This window comes from uncultured Paraglaciecola sp., from assembly GCF_943787955.1.
Lineage (GTDB): Bacteria > Pseudomonadota > Gammaproteobacteria > Enterobacterales > Alteromonadaceae > Paraglaciecola.
Genome location: NZ_CALSOK010000002.1, coordinates 227590 through 244230, shown reverse-complemented (window position 1 = coordinate 244230; position 16641 = coordinate 227590). Strand labels below are relative to the sequence as shown.

Sequence of the window (16641 nt, the reverse complement as noted above, 5' to 3'; positions counted from 1 at the left end):
GAAAGAATTTAAATGAAAGTTTTATATATTTGTACCCATAATCGTTGCCGCAGTATTTTGTCGGAAGCGATTACTAACCAATTTTCTGATGGCAAAGTAGGAAAAAAAGTAGGATCAATAGTTGCCAAAAGTGCGGGTAGTCAACCTGCAGGTGAAGTGCATCCATTGTCGATTAAATACTTGCAAGAAGCGGGTATTTCTACAGATGGCTTACAAAGCCAATCCTGGGATGATTTTGAACACTTTGCGCCTGATTTAGTGGTGACTGTGTGTGATTCTGCTGCCGGTGAAACTTGCCCAGTGTGGTTTGGCAAAAGCCTTAAAGTACATTGGGGTTTAGCCGATCCATCTAAGTTACAAGGCTCTGAAGTAGAAATTTCCGAGGCCTTTAGAGCAACCATCGAACAAATTAAACAACGAGTAGAACAACTGGTTAACCTCGATGTGGATGTAAAAGATAAGGTCGCTTTAAAAGCTGCGCTTGCTAATTTAGGTGCAGTTTAATGCCTCATTCTAATGGGATGATACCAAACCTTGATTTCACCCAATTTCAGTCTCCCAGAGCCGCAAATTTCGTCAAAACAAGCTCTGAACATAAACCCAAAATACTGTTGCTGTATGGTTCATTGCGAACACGGTCGTTTAGTCGACTGGTGGTAGAAGAGTCAGCCCGTTTGTTAGATGCCATGGGAGCCGAAACACGGATTTTTGACCCTACTGGTTTACCTTTGCCCGATGGCGCCGAAGCAACACATGTAAAAGTAGTGGAGCTGCGTGAACTGATGATGTGGTCTGAGGGCCAAGTATGGTGTTCTCCTGAGCGTCATGGCGCAATGACAGGTATTATGAAAAGCCAGATTGATTGGGTGCCGCTGAATATAGGGGGTGTCAGGCCTACTCAAGGAAAAACCCTAGCGGTCATGCAGGTTTCTGGAGGTTCCCAGTCATTTAACGCGGTTAACCAAATGCGTATCTTAGGCCGTTGGATGCGAATGTTGACTATTCCTAATCAATCGTCTGTCGCTAAGGCTTTTATGGAGTTTGACGACAACGACAGAATGAAAGCGTCCCCTTATTACCATCGCATTGTTGATGTGTTGGAAGAGCTGATGAAATTTACCTTACTCACCAGAGATAACAGCGATTATTTAGTCGATCGATATTCAGAGCGCGTAGAATCAGCTGAGCAAGTCAGCCAGCGCGTTAATCAGCGTGCTATCTAGCGTTTCATAAAAAGCATAGAGGAACAAAAATATGGGATTATTTGAGCGTTACTTATCTGTGTGGGTAGGCATTAGCATCATTGCGGGTGTTATTTTAGGCAGTATTATCCCCTCATTTTTTGCGTTAGTAGCAAGTTTAGAATATGCCCACGTGAATATTGTGGTGGCAGTATTGATCTGGTTAATGGTGTATCCCATGATGATCCAAATCGATTTTTCATCCATCAAAGATGTAGGTAAAAGACCTAAGGGGTTAGCGTTAACACTGGTTATTAATTGGTTAATTAAACCTTTTACAATGGCCGCTTTAGGATGGCTATTTTTTAAAGGTTTTTTTGCTGATTGGGTCGACCCACAATCAGCAAACGAATATATTGCTGGCATGATATTGCTGGGTGTAGCACCTTGTACTGCTATGGTATTTGTGTGGAGCCAAATGACCAAAGGTGATGCGAATTATACTTTGGTGCAAGTATCGATTAACGACATCATTATGATCTTTGCCTTTGCGCCTTTGACTGCACTTTTATTGGGTGTCAGTGATATTCAAGTACCTTGGAATACCTTAGTTATTTCGGTGTTGCTTTATGTCTTATTACCTTTGATTGCTGGAGCATTGACACGTTCTTTGTTAGATAAAAGAACAGGGGAAATTGAAGAACATGAAAATGTAGACAATTTTGTCGCTAAACTGAAACCTTGGTCGATTCTGGGGTTGCTTGCCACTGTAGTTTTGTTATTTGGTTTTCAAGCAGAAACAATTCTGGCCGAACCACAAACAATAGTGTTAATTGCCATACCGCTCATTATTCAAACCTATGGTATATTTGCTATCGCTTATTTTTTTGCTAAGCGTTTAAAACTGCCACACAATATTGCTGCCCCCGCCAGTATGATTGGCACGTCTAACTTTTTTGAGTTGGCGGTTGCTGTGGCTATTTCGCTGTTTGGATTGCACTCCGGTGCTGCTCTGGCGACTGTGGTCGGAGTATTGGTTGAAGTACCCGTGATGTTATCTTTGGTGTATTTTGTAAATAAAACCCGCCATTGGTTTGATTAAAAGTAGTGACAAGCTTTGATCAAAAATGAGTAGATAGAACAAACCACGAATAGTGTTTGCATGCATACTCTTTGCTGACAACATCAATCATTATTCAAATAATATCATCAAGCCATAATGGGCTATGAAGGCTTTTATTTTATTGTTATTTGCTGTGCTTGGTGTATCAGTGCTAGAGGTGTTGAGTTAGGATTATTATAGCTAGAAGATGCAGATTACATGCTCTTTAATGGCAATGCTTGATGATCATTTTTGATTAGGGTCTGCTCTTGTTTTATTTGAGCGAAAGTGGCAGTTGCTGCGTCTTTAACAAATACATAGGGGGCGTCCAATTCCATTCCTGACGTATTAAAACTAATAGTTAAAATTAAAATACCTACTTGTATTGACTTCAACATTGGGTAAATCTCCAAGGGTGTTTCCCAGTGTCTATATTGATCACAGTATATTGGTGGTTTTGTCTTGGGTAGTATCTATAACAGCAACGATTGTTGCTTCTCTTAATGAGGCATACCGCCATTTTTGCCTGTTTTAAGAAAAAATAATGTAAGTCGTTATGTGTTGTGAATTACGTCATATTTATCACAATACTGAACCGTTTACTGCCATTAGAAACTCTACCAAAATTCACTAGTTTAGGGTTAATTGTGAATCCATTAATTAGTCACATTTTAAAGCTGAAATTTAACCAATTATTTTATGACATTGTATTATGCCTCTAAACATACGATAGGTTTCTGATCCTAGCCATTTTATGTTGTGTCAATTTTCACGAAAATTTAGTCATATTTTGACATTTATTAACTGATCTGATTTTGCTTGAGGTACTTATACATTTTATGACAGCTAAAATAACCACAGGATTGTATTGGTTCAGACACGATTTACGTTTAACCGATAACCCTACTTTTAACAAATTGTGCAAACAAGTCGACCGGCTTATTTGTGTTTACATGCAGCGCTACAATAAAGAACTGCAAGGCAGTCTTTGTGAAGTTTATACGGGCAAACCTAAAGAAATATTTCAGCATCAAAGTGTATTGGCCCTAGATAAGAGCCTGAGGCAAAAAAAACAATTTCTGTTAATTTTAGACTCTCCATCCCATTCCACTTTGACCGACTTAATTCAGCATCATAAAGTGACGCACATTGCTGCTGATTTTCATCCAGGTGTTTATGAACAAAATTCTTTTACAGCCCTAAAAAATGCTTACCCCCAAGCCAAATTCATTAGCGAGACTGGCCACTCACTTTTCTCCTCGAGCGACTTACCTTTTGAACGTGAATCTTTACCAAAAAGTTTTACACCTTTTAGAAAACAAGTAGAGGGTCTTACAATTGACTTACCTGTTGAAGCACTTTCAGTGCTTCCCAGTGCGATATGCCCGATTCCTGAAATGCCACAACCATTATTATCGCAGGGTAGTATAAAGGGGGGCGGAATTGCAGCTGTAGAGCAGTTAAATAACTATTTGTTTGGTACTGACCTTATTAGACAATACAAACAGACTCGCAACGCACTCGATGATTGGGGTAGTTCAAGTAAGTTGTCATTATGGTTGGCTAACGGTTGTTTGTCGGTTAGAACGGTTTATCACACTATCAAACAATACGAAGCCCAGCGTGGAGAAAATGATTCTACTTACTGGCTTTATTTTGAGTTGTTATGGCGCGAATATTTTCAGTGGTATCTAGCCAAACACCAAGACACGTTATTTCATTTTTCTGGTATCCAACAAGTCGCACCGTTAACTGAGTTTAATCAGCAAACATTTACTCGCTGGTGTGAAGGCATGACCGCATACCCCATAGTGAATGCCTGTATGCGTCAATTGAATCAAACAGGGTATATGTCAAATCGTGGCAGACAGTTGGTTGCCAGCTGTTTTGTACATGAACTGGGCTTAGATTGGCGTTATGGCGCGGCGTACTTTGAACGGCAGTTGATTGATTACGATGTGGCAAGTAATTGGGGAAATTGGCAATACTTGGCAGGTGTTGGTGCTGATCCCCGAGGCCATAGACGTTTTGATTTAAATAAACAAACAGCCATATATGATCCACAAGCTGTGTTTAGGCATAGATGGTTAGGTGGTGGCAATTAATAATATTGGTGATTTGGGATCCGATAAGGTCAATTTGGTGTGGTTAAAACGGGACTTACGGCTCAGGGATCATGAAGCCTTGTTCAATGCTTCAGCTGACGCTAACCCGATATTGCTTACCTACGTAATTGAACCTATATTATTGAATGATCCTCATTATGATGTCCGTCATTGGCGTTTCATTTGGCAATCTTTACAAGATATTAATCAACAGCTTGCCCCTTTTAATTGTCAGTTACTGATCATGCAGGGCGAAGCCACCGCTGTTTTTTCAGAAATATTAAAGACTCTCACGATCCAACATATCTACAGTTATCAGGAAATTGGTTTAAGTAATACTTTTGAGCGAGACAAAGCGGTGCAGCAATGGTGCGATTCAAATGCTATTCAATGGTCAGAATTCGGTTATGGGGCTGTTATCCGTGGGTTAACTCAGCGCGATGATTGGGATAATAACTGGCAAAAACGTATGCGCCAACAATGTTTTGACCGACCATTGGAAGATATCAATTTTGTTGCTCAAACGCACTCGGTGTTTCAACTGCAACAGCCTGATATACCTGAAAAATGGCAAACACCCGCTCCTCAATTTCAAGCGGGGGGAGAAAAACGTGCATGGTATACGTTGCATCATTTCTTTGCTGAGAGGGGGAGGGAGTATGCTTATTCCATTTCTAGCCCGACAGCCAGCCGTAAATCATGTTCAAGGTTGTCTCCTTATTTAGCATGGGGAAATATCAGCCTTAGGCAGGTGTATCAATTTACGCTAAGCAATTGGCAAAAAAAGGGCTGGCGAAGGTCACTGGTGGCTTTCACTTCAAGATTGCATTGGCATTGTCACTTTATGCAAAAATTTGAGAGTGAAATTGAGATGCAATTTCGACCCGTTAATCGAGCCTATGAAAAATATCAATATGATCAAAGCGAATTAGCCATAGCCAACATTAAGGCATGGAAGCAAGGTCAAACTGGCTTTCCATTAATCGATGCCTGTATGCGCTGTTTACATCAAACTGGGTACGTGAATTTTCGGATGCGCTCCATGTTAGTGAGTTTTTTGTGCCATCAACTCGACGTCGACTGGCGCGCTGGCGTGACACATTTAGCTAAGTTATTTTTAGACTTTGAACCGGGTATTCATTATCCACAATTTCATATGCAAGCCGGTATCACTGGTATCAACTTAATTCGATTGTATAACCCGATTAAACAGTCCCAAGAAAAAGACCCCAAAGGTGATTTTATTCGAAAGTGGTGTCCGGAACTTATAGAATTACCCACAGAGTTGATCCATCAACCTTGGCAACTAACACAAATGGAACAGCAGATGTATGATGTTAAAATGGGCGTTGATTATCCCATACCTATTATTGATTTTGAAGCAAGTTCAAAAGCTGCCAGAGACAAATTATGGGCGTTCCAGAAACGTGATGATGTGCAAGCAGAGGGACGACGAATATTGAGACGCCATACTCTGCCAAATCGTCCCAAGAATATGTAACTTATTTACCAGCACCAAACCAATTTGTATGATATCAATATTTTGTCTGTAGTATAACACCTCTAGATAAGGAGTCTCCTTTTGAATATTGAATTGACAAAACCACCACAATTTTCCAAGCCCTCTTTATTCGACATGTTACGAGAGGTTAGAGCACCTTTTGAATTTGCTTCGGTTGCACTTCATTTTCATGCATTAAGACAAGCACCTAGAGGTAATGGACGAGCTGTGTTGTTAGTGCCGGGTTATTTAGCTGATGATCACTCTATGCGTCCACTCGGTGCCTACCTTAAGTATCTTAATTATGATGTCTATTACACCGAGTTAGGTCGAAATATGGGCAAGATCAACACTGATATGATGCGATTGGGTGATCGAGTTGAATCTGTATCACAAAGTGTAGGTGGTGAAAAAGTAACGTTAATCGGTTGGAGTCTCGGTGGCGTTCTTACCCGAGAAGTCGCACGCTTATTCCCTGATGTAGTTCAAGAAGTAATAACTTTGGGGACACCTATAGTAGGTGGCCCCAAATTTACTTCAGTTGGTAAACGATATGCTAAGCGAAATAATATTGATTTAGATGAGTTTGAACTGGACGTACATCAACGCAACTCTATCGGTTTGACTCAGCCCGTCACTTCAATTTATAGCAAATCTGATGGTGTAGTTGCTTGGCAGGCTTCAGTCGATAAATACAACCATCAAGCTATTAATATTGAAGTCAATGGCTCTCATATGGGATTGGGCGTTAACCCAAAAGTGTGGCTGACCATTGCTGACGTACTAGGAAGCTGATTCGTTTCAGGATGGTCGTAAGGTATGCACCTATCTTCAGATGCATATGGTGTGTCTTTAGCCAGAGATCATAATTGTTACTGGATTATCGTGTTCAATTTTCTCTGCTCAATGTGATTTCGTAACGCTAATATGAATAATACCAGTCGGCGCTCACTATAAAATAGATTCGCTGGCATAAAATAAGTGACTTTAGTGTGCAGAACGTTCCCTCACCATTGATGTATGATTGAGGCTAAAAATTGTTGTGGGATGTTTTTTACATCAATGATATACCGCTTTTGTCTAGAATAGTTGGGTGCTGCAGGTATATTTTGAACATTATTTTCAACGTAAAATACCTAAATTATTAAAAGCTGTTTTGGTTTTTAATGCGTTGATTCAATACAAGTTTGATAAAGCGTACACACTTAATATAAAGCCTGTTGAAAGCTAGGGGGCACACGCATCCAATTTGAGACATTGAACGTTAACAAAACCTTACAAGTTACTGCTGAGCAAAGACCTAAAAAAGTGATCATCTTTGCTCTATTTATTGTTATACACTGTTAAATAGATTAATAGCGCAGGAATTTTTCTTAATATGTTATCTCGTTTATCCACATTGATTATTCTGTTTACACATTTTGTGGTGCTTATGCTGACGTTTCCTGCTGCTGCACAATACCGCGGTGCAGATCGCCCACGTATCGTTGTGGTTCAGAGAATAAGTTTTGAATATGAAACTTCAAAGGTAGAGGCTGTAGGTTCAGCGCAAGCAAGACGTTCCGTGACACTCTTTGCGAGTGTCTCAGATGAAGTCACATCTGTAAACTTTGCACCGGGACAGACTGTAAAAAAAGATGAGGTTTTACTTGAGTTAGACAGTGGGTTACAAGATGTCAATATGCAGCGAGCAGAAATTGAGTTGGAAGACGCCCACAAAAATCTTAACAGGGCTAAAAATAGCTTTAAAAAAGGTGCGGTTACTGAGCGTGAAGTTGATAATGCTAACACAATATTTAGATTGGCTGGTGTTTCGCTACTAGAAGCGAAAAAGAATAAAGAAGATCGCTTAGTGCGTGCACCTTTTGACGGCATTGTGGGTTTAACTGATGTTGAGGCTGGGGATCGTATCACCCCACAAACTGAAATAACTACCTTAGATGACAGAACCAGACTTTTTGTGAATTTTGTTGCACCTGAATTAGCGGTATCTTATTTGATGGAAAAACCTATGGTTCAATTGCAACCTTGGACTGACAGGTTGACTCTGTTACCCGCAAAAGTAGCTGAAATTGACTCCCGAGTCAGCCTTCAAGATAGAACCATTCGAGCAAGAGCGTTATTAGACAACTTAAACGATCAATATCGTCCTGGTATGAGTTTTCGAGTGACATTAGAGGTACGTGGGGAATTATATATAGCGATCCCCGAGGCAGCATTATCTTGGGGGGCAAACGGTGCCTTTGTATGGTTAGCTGAAAACGAAAAAGTCAAACGGGTAAATGTGCAAATAGAACAAAGGTTGAGAGGCAGAATTCTGGTGACCGGAAATTTAAGTGATGGTGAAACCTTGATTGTAGAGGGGATCCAAGGGTTACGTGACGGTCAAGCCTTAAAAATTCAAAATATCCAAGATAGTGAATTGAAATTGAGTCAAAAACACGCTGAACCAAAGGTTGCAAGCTAGTGTTCAAAAATACTCTTTTTAAAGACGACTTACCTTCGTTATCTATCCGCAGACCAGTATTGATTTTAGTGTTGAATCTGTTAATTGTTACAGCCGGAATTGCAGCCCTTTATTCTCTTGAAGTCCGTGAGTTACCAGACGTTGATCGGCCTATTATTACCGTTTCTGCCAACTATCCCGGTGCCGCACCTGAAACCGTAGACTCTGAAGTGACCAGTCGACTAGAGGGGGCCGTCGCAAGAGTGAGTGGTGTGAAAGCCATTCGAGCCCAAAGTGAAGAAGGCAATAGCCGCATTCGAGTTGAATTTCGTCCCGGTATCGACATCGAAGATGCCGCTAACGAAACCCGTGAATCAGTCGCCCAAGTCGAGCGGAGATTACCTGCAGAAGTTGAACAGCTAGCTATTGTTAAAGCGGATAACGACGCGCAAGGTGTCGTTAACATTGCCGTTTCTAGTGAAAAATATGATTTAGAAACCCTGACCGATATAGTTGAAACAGACTTAGCACCATTATTTTTAAATGTACCTGGTGTGGCAGATGTGCGTCTTGATGGCGATCGCCAGCGTGTGCTGCGAGTCAGCGTCGATAATTTACGATTAACCAGCTTCCAGTTATCGATATCCGATGTGGCTAGAGCACTGAGTACCGCACCCTTTGATGTACCTGCTGGCAGTATCCGTTCTACTGATCATCAGTTAATCGTGCGTGCTAATGCTACATCTGTTAACGAACAAGACGTGCGCGACATTGTGATCTCAGGTGACGTCAAAGTGGGAGATGTAGCCAGCGTTTATTTTGGTCCCGCTGACCTTCGCAGTATAGTGCGTTTAGATGGTAAGCCTGTTATTGGTTTAAGTGTGATTAGGCAAGCACGCTCTAACACCATCGAAATTTCAAATGAAGTGTTATCAATGGTGGATAGTTTGCGTCAACGTTTTCCTAATTTAGAGATGACAGTTACCTCAGACGATGCTGAGTTTATTCGCGACTCAGTTGACGAAGTATTGCAATCACTGGTGTTAACCATTGCTTTAGTGATAGCGACATTATGGCTATTTATTGGCAAATTTAGAGCGACCTTAATACCCGCGTTAGCGATCCCTGTTTCTTTAATTGGCTCTTTGGCAATTCTGTGGATGTTTGGTTTTTCGATTAATATTCTGACTTTACTGGCTTTGGTTCTAGCCACTGGATTGATAGTGGATGACGCCATAGTTGTATCAGAAAATATCCAGCGTCGCCGAGCTGCAGGTATGGGAGCTAGAGCGGCAGCGGTAATAGGAACGCGTGAAGTATTTTTTGCTGTAGTGGCTACCACAGCGGTACTAGTGGCAGTATTTGTACCCATCGCTTTTTTACCCTCGACGGCAGGACGACTATTTAGAGAATTTGGTGGGGTATTAGCTGGAAGTGTGATTATTTCATCATTTGTTGCACTATCATTGGTGCCTGCACTGACAGCAAAAATTCCCGCTATAAATGTTACAAAACAAAAAAAAATGGGCCTGCTCAGTCGTTTTGGCATTGCATGTGTCAATGGGTATGAGCGCGCTTTACATTTTGTTTTAAAGTGTTCGGTTGCCGTTGTCGTTTTTTGCACATTAATAGGTGCTGGCGCTTATTATGTGTTTAATGAATTGGATAACGAGTTACTCCCCCCCGAAGATAGAGGCGTGATACGTATATTTGCCCGAGGCCCTGACGGCACAGGTATTAACTTTATGGATAAGCAAGCCCTTAAAACGGAAGCGTTACTTTTGCCTAATATTGACCAAGGCGAAATCCAATCAATTTATACCGTTGTCGGCCGTTGGGATCCTAATATTCTGTTTATCACTGTACCTTTAGCCAAATGGGAAAATAGAGACCGCTCACAACAACAGATCATTGACGAATTACGTCCCATGTTATCACAAGTTGCAGGCGCGCCAGGTCGCGCATTTGGTAGCAACAGTCTTAATTTACGGGGATTTGGCGGGGGTTTTGAAATGGCCTTGACGGGCGATAATTATCTAGACATTTATCAAGCTGCGCTCGACTTTTCTAAACAAATTGAAGACACACTGCCAGAGTTAGGCAGAGTTAAGATTTCTTACGAGCCGACTCAGCCGCAATTAAGGGTGAGCATCGATAGACGTCGAGCTGAAGAGTTAGGTGTCGCTTTTGATGATGTATCACGCACTTTACGTGCAGCTATCAACGGTGATGATATTGTTGACTTAAATGTAGGCGATCAGGGTGTGCCTATCATATTGCAAGCCAGTAACCGAAATTCGTTAGATCCAGCTAGCATCCTTAATTTGTATGTTAGCTCTAACAAGGGTGGTTTAGTCCCCCCTTTCTAGCGTGGCTTTCGTCACCGAAGAAGGCGTAGCTGCTGAACTAGAGCGTCACGCTCAGCGGCGTGCAATAGAATTAGAAATGGAGTTACCTGCTGAAATTACTATTGAGCAAGCTGTTACCTCCATTAGAGCATTAGCCAACAACACTCTACCTGCGGGTATCGGCGTGGTGTTTTTAGGTGAAGCGCTAACCTATCAAGAAACCAATCAACAAGTCATGCTGACCTACTTATTAGCATTCTTAATTGTGCTGTTGGTCTTGGCCGCACAATTTGAAAGTTTTAACAGTGCTCTAGTAGTAATGTTAACCGTACCTTTTGGTATTGCGGCTGCTATCTATGCACTTTACTTTACTGGTACATCAATCAATATCTACTCGCAAATCGGCTTAGTCATGTTGATTGGTTTATTAGCTAAGAACTCAATTTTGCTGGTTGAATTTGCTAATCAGCTGCGTGATGCTGGGATGGACGTGAAAGAAGCAATTATTGAAGCCGGTAAGGTAAGACTACGCCCTATTATGATGACCTTGGTTTCTACTATCTTAGGTGGGTTACCACTTATTCTTTCTACCGGCGCAGGCGCTGAAGCACGTAATGCTATTGGTTGGGTCGTTTTTGGCGGTCTAGGTTTAGCGGTTGTCTTTACCTTGTTTTTGACACCCGTGCTGTATTACGCCTTTGCCCGTTTTACAAAGCCTAAAGCAGATGAAGAAGATCGTTTAAACCTTGAGTTAGAAGCGGCGAAGGACCAATTGTAATGAGGTATTAGTGAATTTTAATTGAGGGTGATACCCCATCACTCTGGTAAATTGACCAAGTGGCGAATTTACATGTCTTCTTTTTTATTTAGGCTTATTAATTCGCTGTTTTCGTCACTTGCCGCAGTTTTATATTATAAGTAACTGAGCTTTGACAGCGAATTATCAACGAGGTTTTGCGTCTAACTCGACAATAATTTCAGCACCTTTAGCACCTTCAGCATCTTCGTTAATCAATATGCAGCACATAAAAAACGCCTCAGACTGTATTGTATTTTGGACATAATATACTTCAAACTAATTATTACGGTGTAACTGGAAGGTTTACCACTATCATTATATTGCCAACATGTATTATAAAATATTTTTCGAACACATTAAGAAATAGCGATCCTGAAAGTTATTAAGACTATTCAGTAATTTTTATTCGAATAGATGTGTACTAAATAGAAAATAGAAAATAGAAAATTTCATCCCTCTATTTTCTTTTCCTGACGACAGCGTTTCGAGCAATATTTCACTTCATCCCAGCATCTCTCCCACTTTTTACGCCAATTAAAAGGACGATTGCATACAGTACAAACTTTACTGGGCAGCTCAGACTTTTTCATTATTGTCTAAGGCGCTGAAAAATATTTGTCCGTCTCGCTGGATAGCTTGGCGCTTTTCGTGAGTCATTTTGTTTAGGGTACGGTAGGGCATACCCAAACGCGGATTATTACCTAACTTTTCTTTATTTCGGTCTAAAAAATCCCAGTATAAATAATTAAATGGGCAGGCTTGAGGGCCATTTTTTTCTTTCACCTTATAGTGGCAACTTTTGCAATAGTTAGACATTTTATTGATATAACTACCGCTTGCTGCATAAGGTTTACTAGCCAGTAAACCGCCATCTGCAAAGAGGATCATGCCGGTGACATTAGGCATTTCTACCCATTCATAAGCGTCAGCATACACAATCAAATACCACTCGTTGACTTCATCAGGGTGCAGACCTGCTAGTAAAGCGAAGTTACCCAATACCATTAATCTCTGGATATGGTGGGCATAAGCGTTTTCTGAGGTTTCTTTGACGCATTGATGTAGGCAATTCATTTTGGTTTTTGTATCCCAAAAGAATTTAGGTAGCGATCGTGTCGCTTCGAGGAAATTTTCAGTTTTATAATCAGGCATTTTTAGCCAATACAAACCGCGCACATATTCGCGCCAGCCTAAAACCTGACGAATAAAGCCTTCAACTGCATTTAGCGGGGCATCACCATTTCGGTATGCGTTCTCAGCTTGTTCAATTACTTCTTTGGGCGTTAATAGCCCGCAGTTTAAGTAAAAACCTATATGTGAGTGATACATCCAAGGTTCGCCTTGCACCATGGCGTCTTGGTAATCGCCAAAATTTATTAAGCGCTGAGCAACAAATTCATCTAAAACAACCAATGCTTGTTCTCGATTGACGGCAAAGTGAAAGTTACCCAGCTCCCCAAAATGGTCACTAAAATTCTCCTCTACTAATTGCAACACATCTTGCGTTATGGAGTCAGGTTCAAACTTTGTGGGTAATGGCGGCGACATGCCTTTGGGTAACGCTTTGCGGTTTGAACTGTCAAAATTCCACTTATCACCTACTGGTTTATCGCCATCCATCAAAAAATGCCATTTTTTGCGCATTTCTCGATAGAAAAACTCCATACGTAATTGTTTACGGCCCTCTGCCCAAGTGGCGAATTCATCAAGGCTTGATAAAAAGCGATCATCTTGGCAGATTTCAACAGGTATATTTAAATTGTCTTGCCAACTTTTCATTTCTGCTAGTACACGATATTCTCCGGGGTGAGTCAGTACTATTTTATTGATATTTTTTTGTTTGCACAGCTGTTCAACTTCGCCAAATAAACTGCCCTGATTGTGTTGGTCGTTGTAATGGGTGTAATGAAGATTGTGCCCTTGAGCGACTAACTTTTGTGCAAAGTGGCGCATCGCTGAGAATAAAAAGGCTATTTTCTTTTTGTGATGTTTAACGTAACTGGCTTCCTCCCTGACTTCTGCCATTAACACCCAGTCTTTGCCTAAGTCACATTGTTGAAGGCTGGCCAAGGAATCACTGAGTTGGTCAGCTAATATTAATCTAAGTGTGGTCATATTGAAATCGGCACTTCATTCGGTTGTTGTTTGGATTGTGCCAGAGCATCAAGTGCCCGCTGGCGTGATACCTTTAAATCAACTAAAGGTTTAGGGTAGTTATCACCTAGTTTTATACCCGCATAGTCTAAAATATTTTGTGGCGCATCCCACGGGTTGTGAATGAATTTATCAGGTATCTTGCTAAGTTCTGGGCAATAACGTTTTACGTAATGCCCTTGGGGGTCAAAGCGTTGCCCCTGAGTAACGGGGTTAAAAATCCTAAAGTAGGGAGCAGCATCAGCTCCTGTGCCTGCTATCCATTGCCAACTTGCACTGTTAGCTGCCAAATCTGCATCTAATAAACAATCCCAGAACCAACGTTCGCCTTTTCGCCAATCTATCAATAGGTTTTTTACTAAAAATGAGGCCACGACCATACGCACACGATTATGCATGGTGCCGGTCTGCCAGAGTTCGCGCATACCTGCATCAACAATTGGAATGCCTGTCTGGCCTTGTTGCCAAGCCTTAAGGTCATTGTCATCAGATCGCCAAGGAAAATGTTCAAACTTGGGGCTGAAGTTCTTTTGCGGGATGTGTGGAAAATGAAATAATAAATAATGTGAAAATTCCCGCCAGCCTAATTCACTTAAATAACAATCTAAGCCTGCATCTTCAATATTGCCATTTAGTGCATCAATGGCGGCATACCAGATTTGATTGGGCGATATTTCACCAAAATGTAAATGCGGTGATAGCTTGGAGGTAGCGCCTAGGTCGGGGATATCTCGCTTGTTTTTGTATTCTTTGGCCCCGTCTGGCAAAAAATTACTAAGGTGTTTTGATGCACCTTGTTCGCCTGGGCTCCACATTTCGTTGATTGTGGTGTACCAATTTATCTCTGGCATTAACTCGAGGGAATTCACACCGTTATCTAAATTAGGGAAATATTCAACTTTTAGGTTTTCAGGCGCTTCTACGGGCATTCTTGGAGCAACTTTAGACAAACAACCGCGACGATAATAGGGAGTGAATACTTTGTAAGGTGTGTCATCTTTCTTGAGAACTTGCCATGGCTCCCACAACAAATGGCTGTTAAAACTTTTTACATCTACCCCCGCTTCTGTTAGTACATGTTTAAGTTGGGTGTCTCGTTTTATTTGCCACGGTTCGTAAGTTCGGTTCCATACGACGCTTTTGATGTCATGTTGTCGGATCACATCAATCAAAATCTTGCTAGCATCACCTTTTGTAAAGTGAAGCTGACCTTTGAGTGCATTATTTAATGAAATAAGTGACTTGTTCAGCCACCACTTACTGGCACCACCCGGTATAAAATGTTCGGGGCAATCAGTGTCAGCGATGTACAGTGGGATAACGGATCCGCGTCTGCACTAGCGTAGGCAAGTGCTGGATTATCTCGTAAACGTAGGTCTCTACGAAACCAAACTAGAGTCGATGCGGTGATAAAAGGCACTCCGGTAGTTGTATGTAGGCTGATATATACTGATAATAAGCATTTCTAGATCGCACCATTATCACTTTTTTTTATATAAGTGAACCCAATATTGAATTCATCCGTAAGCGTGAACATGAAAAAAAACAATACAAAATTATAATGTCGAAGACACATCGCGCATAATCGAGATGGCCTGGGAGGATAGAACGCCCTTTGAGGCTATAGAGGGATTGTTTGGCATCAACTCTAATCAGCTCATAGACCTAATGCGCAGCGAACTTAAAATTGGCTCCTTCAAAGTATGGCGAAAACGTATGCGAGGCAGACAAACTAAACATCTTAGTTTACGGCCTGAAGGTATTTTACGGGGTTACTGCAAGACACAATATAAACACAGCCGCGGTAAATAATGTTGATTGTTATTGGCTGCGCTTTACACTAGCAAAACTGTCTACCCATACAAAGTATTCATTGTTTACTTTATGCTGATACAAGATGTCATCCTACACCTGTTAAATACCCTTGAAGCGAAAGGTTTTAAAACCTTAGTGCATTTCGAGCTGGAAGGCGTGTGCGAGTTACGTAACAATCAGCAAAGGCTTGATTATTTAGAAATCAATCAGAAACTTGCACTGTTGGGCATAGACGGTGAGTTAAAGTCTGAGTATTGGAAAAATCAATGGGAATTTGTATCATTATTTAATGGTCAGTCGCCATTAAAGGAAGCTCAAAATTTAGCTCATGCTATGCGGGTTTTACCCACAATAATGTGCCAACATGGTGCCGAAAAAGTCATGATGGTGCCCGTTGCTTGGGGAGCTGATAAGGGTAGGTATATACATGGTTCTGGTGCGATTTTTTCACTGGATACTAGGTCTGTTCATATTCCAAATGCGATTCAAATGAATGTCAGCGTTGAAAACCAACAGGGCGAAAATCTATTTGCTCATAAAGGGTTAGGTGAATGGATCCAGTATGAGTTGTTGGTCAATAGTTACGCTTGTTGCCTTTTATTCTTACCCGAAGAAGACGCCTTTAAACGTTTAGCGTTACGCCAAGACTATGGTTTAGACGCTGAACTTAGTTCACCGGTTGTGCTATCTGGTGGGCATCAAGGTAGTATTGCCTTGTACAAAGAAATAGGTAAACACAATCAGGTGATGGGTTTGGAGCCGCTATTTTTTGCATCCGACAATTCAGTGTTGCATTACGCTGGTGATTGGCGAAAAACTGCGCGAGTAGAGCATAGAATTGGTGCAACCAGTAAAAACTATGATCCTTATTTGAATATGTTGTTTATTCTTATTAATGTACTTGAAGGTATCTCAAAGTGGCAAGTTGCAGAAACGGCCCCAAAATTTGAAGATAAAGTTTTACCCGTGTCTTTGTTTGATGAACACAACAAGCAAAATGGGCAAGAAAAGTTAGGTGCGCTGTCTTTATTTAAAAATGATAACTGGTTTGCAAATAAAATAGATTATTACTGCATAGACATGCCCAATATAGATGGAATGGATTTGGGTGAAAAGATTAAAGAAATGATGCTCAGTAAATACCAACGAACGGTTATTATGTAAATTAATAAAAGTTGAATTAACAACAT

The 16641-nt window shown here is 41.0% G+C and carries 12 protein-coding genes and 2 pseudogenes; 10 read left to right on the top strand and 4 right to left on the bottom strand.

Annotation, left to right across the window (positions count from 1 at the left end; all coding sequences use genetic code 11):
- Window positions 1-12: 12 nt before the first annotated feature.
- From Q0Y52_RS01750 to arsB, 3 genes are read left to right on the top strand one after another with little or no spacing between them, the layout of a single operon-like run.
- Window positions 13-504 (top strand): arsenate reductase ArsC, encoded by a 492-nt coding sequence (locus tag Q0Y52_RS01750; protein WP_297817191.1) that lies wholly within the window; start codon window positions 13-15, stop codon window positions 502-504.
- A gap of 17 nt (window positions 505-521) precedes the next feature.
- Window positions 522-1223, top strand: coding sequence for an arsenical resistance protein ArsH (gene arsH / locus Q0Y52_RS01745; protein WP_297818087.1), 702 nt, complete (start codon window positions 522-524; stop codon window positions 1221-1223).
- 31 nt (window positions 1224-1254) lie between these two features.
- Window positions 1255-2283, top strand: coding sequence for an ACR3 family arsenite efflux transporter (gene arsB, locus Q0Y52_RS01740; RefSeq protein WP_297817190.1), 1029 nt, complete (start codon window positions 1255-1257; stop codon window positions 2281-2283).
- Window positions 2284-2498: 215 nt separating this feature from the next.
- Here arsB and Q0Y52_RS01735 read toward each other — a convergent pair whose 3' ends face one another.
- Window positions 2499-2681, bottom strand: a complete 183-nt coding sequence (locus Q0Y52_RS01735) for a hypothetical protein (RefSeq protein ID WP_297817187.1) — start codon at window positions 2679-2681, stop codon at window positions 2499-2501.
- Between the two features lie 441 nt (window positions 2682-3122).
- On the opposite strand from Q0Y52_RS01735, the gene Q0Y52_RS01730 reads away from it, so the two are divergent.
- The 5 genes and pseudogenes from Q0Y52_RS01730 to Q0Y52_RS01710 all read left to right on the top strand — a co-directional run bounded on the left by Q0Y52_RS01730 (window position 3123) and on the right by Q0Y52_RS01710 (window position 11461).
- Window positions 3123-4388 (top strand): DASH family cryptochrome, encoded by a 1266-nt coding sequence (locus tag Q0Y52_RS01730; RefSeq protein WP_297817185.1) that lies wholly within the window; start codon window positions 3123-3125, stop codon window positions 4386-4388.
- Entirely contained in the window at window positions 4378-5889 is a 1512-nt protein-coding gene (locus Q0Y52_RS01725) for a deoxyribodipyrimidine photo-lyase (protein WP_297817182.1), read from the top strand. The genes Q0Y52_RS01730 and Q0Y52_RS01725 overlap by 11 nt, the downstream gene beginning before the upstream one ends.
- Window positions 5890-5970: 81 nt before the next feature.
- Window positions 5971-6684, top strand: coding sequence for an alpha/beta hydrolase (locus tag Q0Y52_RS01720; protein ID WP_297817179.1), 714 nt, complete (start codon window positions 5971-5973; stop codon window positions 6682-6684).
- A 583-nt stretch (window positions 6685-7267) separates the two neighbouring features.
- Window positions 7268-8356, top strand: coding sequence for an efflux RND transporter periplasmic adaptor subunit (locus Q0Y52_RS01715; RefSeq protein WP_297817176.1), 1089 nt, complete (start codon window positions 7268-7270; stop codon window positions 8354-8356).
- Window positions 8356-11461 (top strand): annotated as a pseudogene (locus Q0Y52_RS01710) (efflux RND transporter permease subunit). Before Q0Y52_RS01715 ends, Q0Y52_RS01710 begins: the two are co-directional and overlap by 1 nt.
- Window positions 11462-11931: 470 nt before the next feature.
- Here Q0Y52_RS01710 and Q0Y52_RS01705 read toward each other — a convergent pair.
- The 3 genes and pseudogenes from Q0Y52_RS01705 to Q0Y52_RS01695 all read right to left on the bottom strand — a co-directional run bounded on the left by Q0Y52_RS01705 (window position 11932) and on the right by Q0Y52_RS01695 (window position 15056).
- Window positions 11932-12072: a DUF2256 domain-containing protein gene (locus tag Q0Y52_RS01705; protein ID WP_297817174.1), complete on the bottom strand. Its 141-nt coding sequence runs from the start codon at window positions 12070-12072 to the stop codon at window positions 11932-11934.
- On the bottom strand, window positions 12059-13597 hold the full coding sequence (locus Q0Y52_RS01700; protein ID WP_297817170.1) for a cryptochrome/photolyase family protein: 1539 nt from the start codon (window positions 13595-13597) through the stop codon (window positions 12059-12061). Before Q0Y52_RS01700 ends, Q0Y52_RS01705 begins: the two co-directional genes overlap by 14 nt.
- Window positions 13594-15056, bottom strand: a pseudogene (locus Q0Y52_RS01695) (deoxyribodipyrimidine photo-lyase). Before Q0Y52_RS01695 ends, Q0Y52_RS01700 begins: the two are co-directional and overlap by 4 nt.
- Window positions 15057-15184: 128 nt before the next feature.
- On the opposite strand from Q0Y52_RS01695, the gene Q0Y52_RS01690 reads away from it, so the two are divergent.
- Window positions 15185-15448, top strand: coding sequence for a TIGR03643 family protein (locus Q0Y52_RS01690; RefSeq protein ID WP_297818085.1), 264 nt, complete (start codon window positions 15185-15187; stop codon window positions 15446-15448).
- Window positions 15449-15520: 72 nt separating this feature from the next.
- Window positions 15521-16615 carry a hypothetical protein gene (locus Q0Y52_RS01685; RefSeq protein ID WP_297817167.1) on the top strand — a complete coding sequence of 365 codons (1095 nt, stop codon included), beginning with the start codon at window positions 15521-15523 and terminating at the stop codon, window positions 16613-16615.
- The last annotated feature ends 26 nt before the right edge of the window (window positions 16616-16641 follow it).

Excerpts from the sequence above, each read along its gene's own strand:
- Q0Y52_RS01750 (WP_297817191.1), top strand. The coding sequence starts at position 13 with ATGAAAGTTTTATATATTTGTACCCATAATCGTTGCCGCAGTATTTTG.
- arsH (WP_297818087.1), top strand. The coding sequence starts at position 522 with ATGATACCAAACCTTGATTTCACCCAATTTCAGTCTCCCAGAGCCGCA.
- arsB (WP_297817190.1), top strand. The coding sequence starts at position 1,255 with ATGGGATTATTTGAGCGTTACTTATCTGTGTGGGTAGGCATTAGCATC.
- Q0Y52_RS01735 (WP_297817187.1), bottom strand. The coding sequence starts at position 2,681 with ATGTTGAAGTCAATACAAGTAGGTATTTTAATTTTAACTATTAGTTTT.
- Q0Y52_RS01730 (WP_297817185.1), top strand. The coding sequence starts at position 3,123 with ATGACAGCTAAAATAACCACAGGATTGTATTGGTTCAGACACGATTTA.
- Q0Y52_RS01715 (WP_297817176.1), top strand. The coding sequence starts at position 7,268 with ATGTTATCTCGTTTATCCACATTGATTATTCTGTTTACACATTTTGTG.
- Q0Y52_RS01705 (WP_297817174.1), bottom strand. The coding sequence starts at position 12,072 with ATGAAAAAGTCTGAGCTGCCCAGTAAAGTTTGTACTGTATGCAATCGT.
- Q0Y52_RS01700 (WP_297817170.1), bottom strand. The coding sequence starts at position 13,597 with ATGACCACACTTAGATTAATATTAGCTGACCAACTCAGTGATTCCTTG.
- Q0Y52_RS01685 (WP_297817167.1), top strand. The coding sequence starts at position 15,521 with ATGCTGATACAAGATGTCATCCTACACCTGTTAAATACCCTTGAAGCG.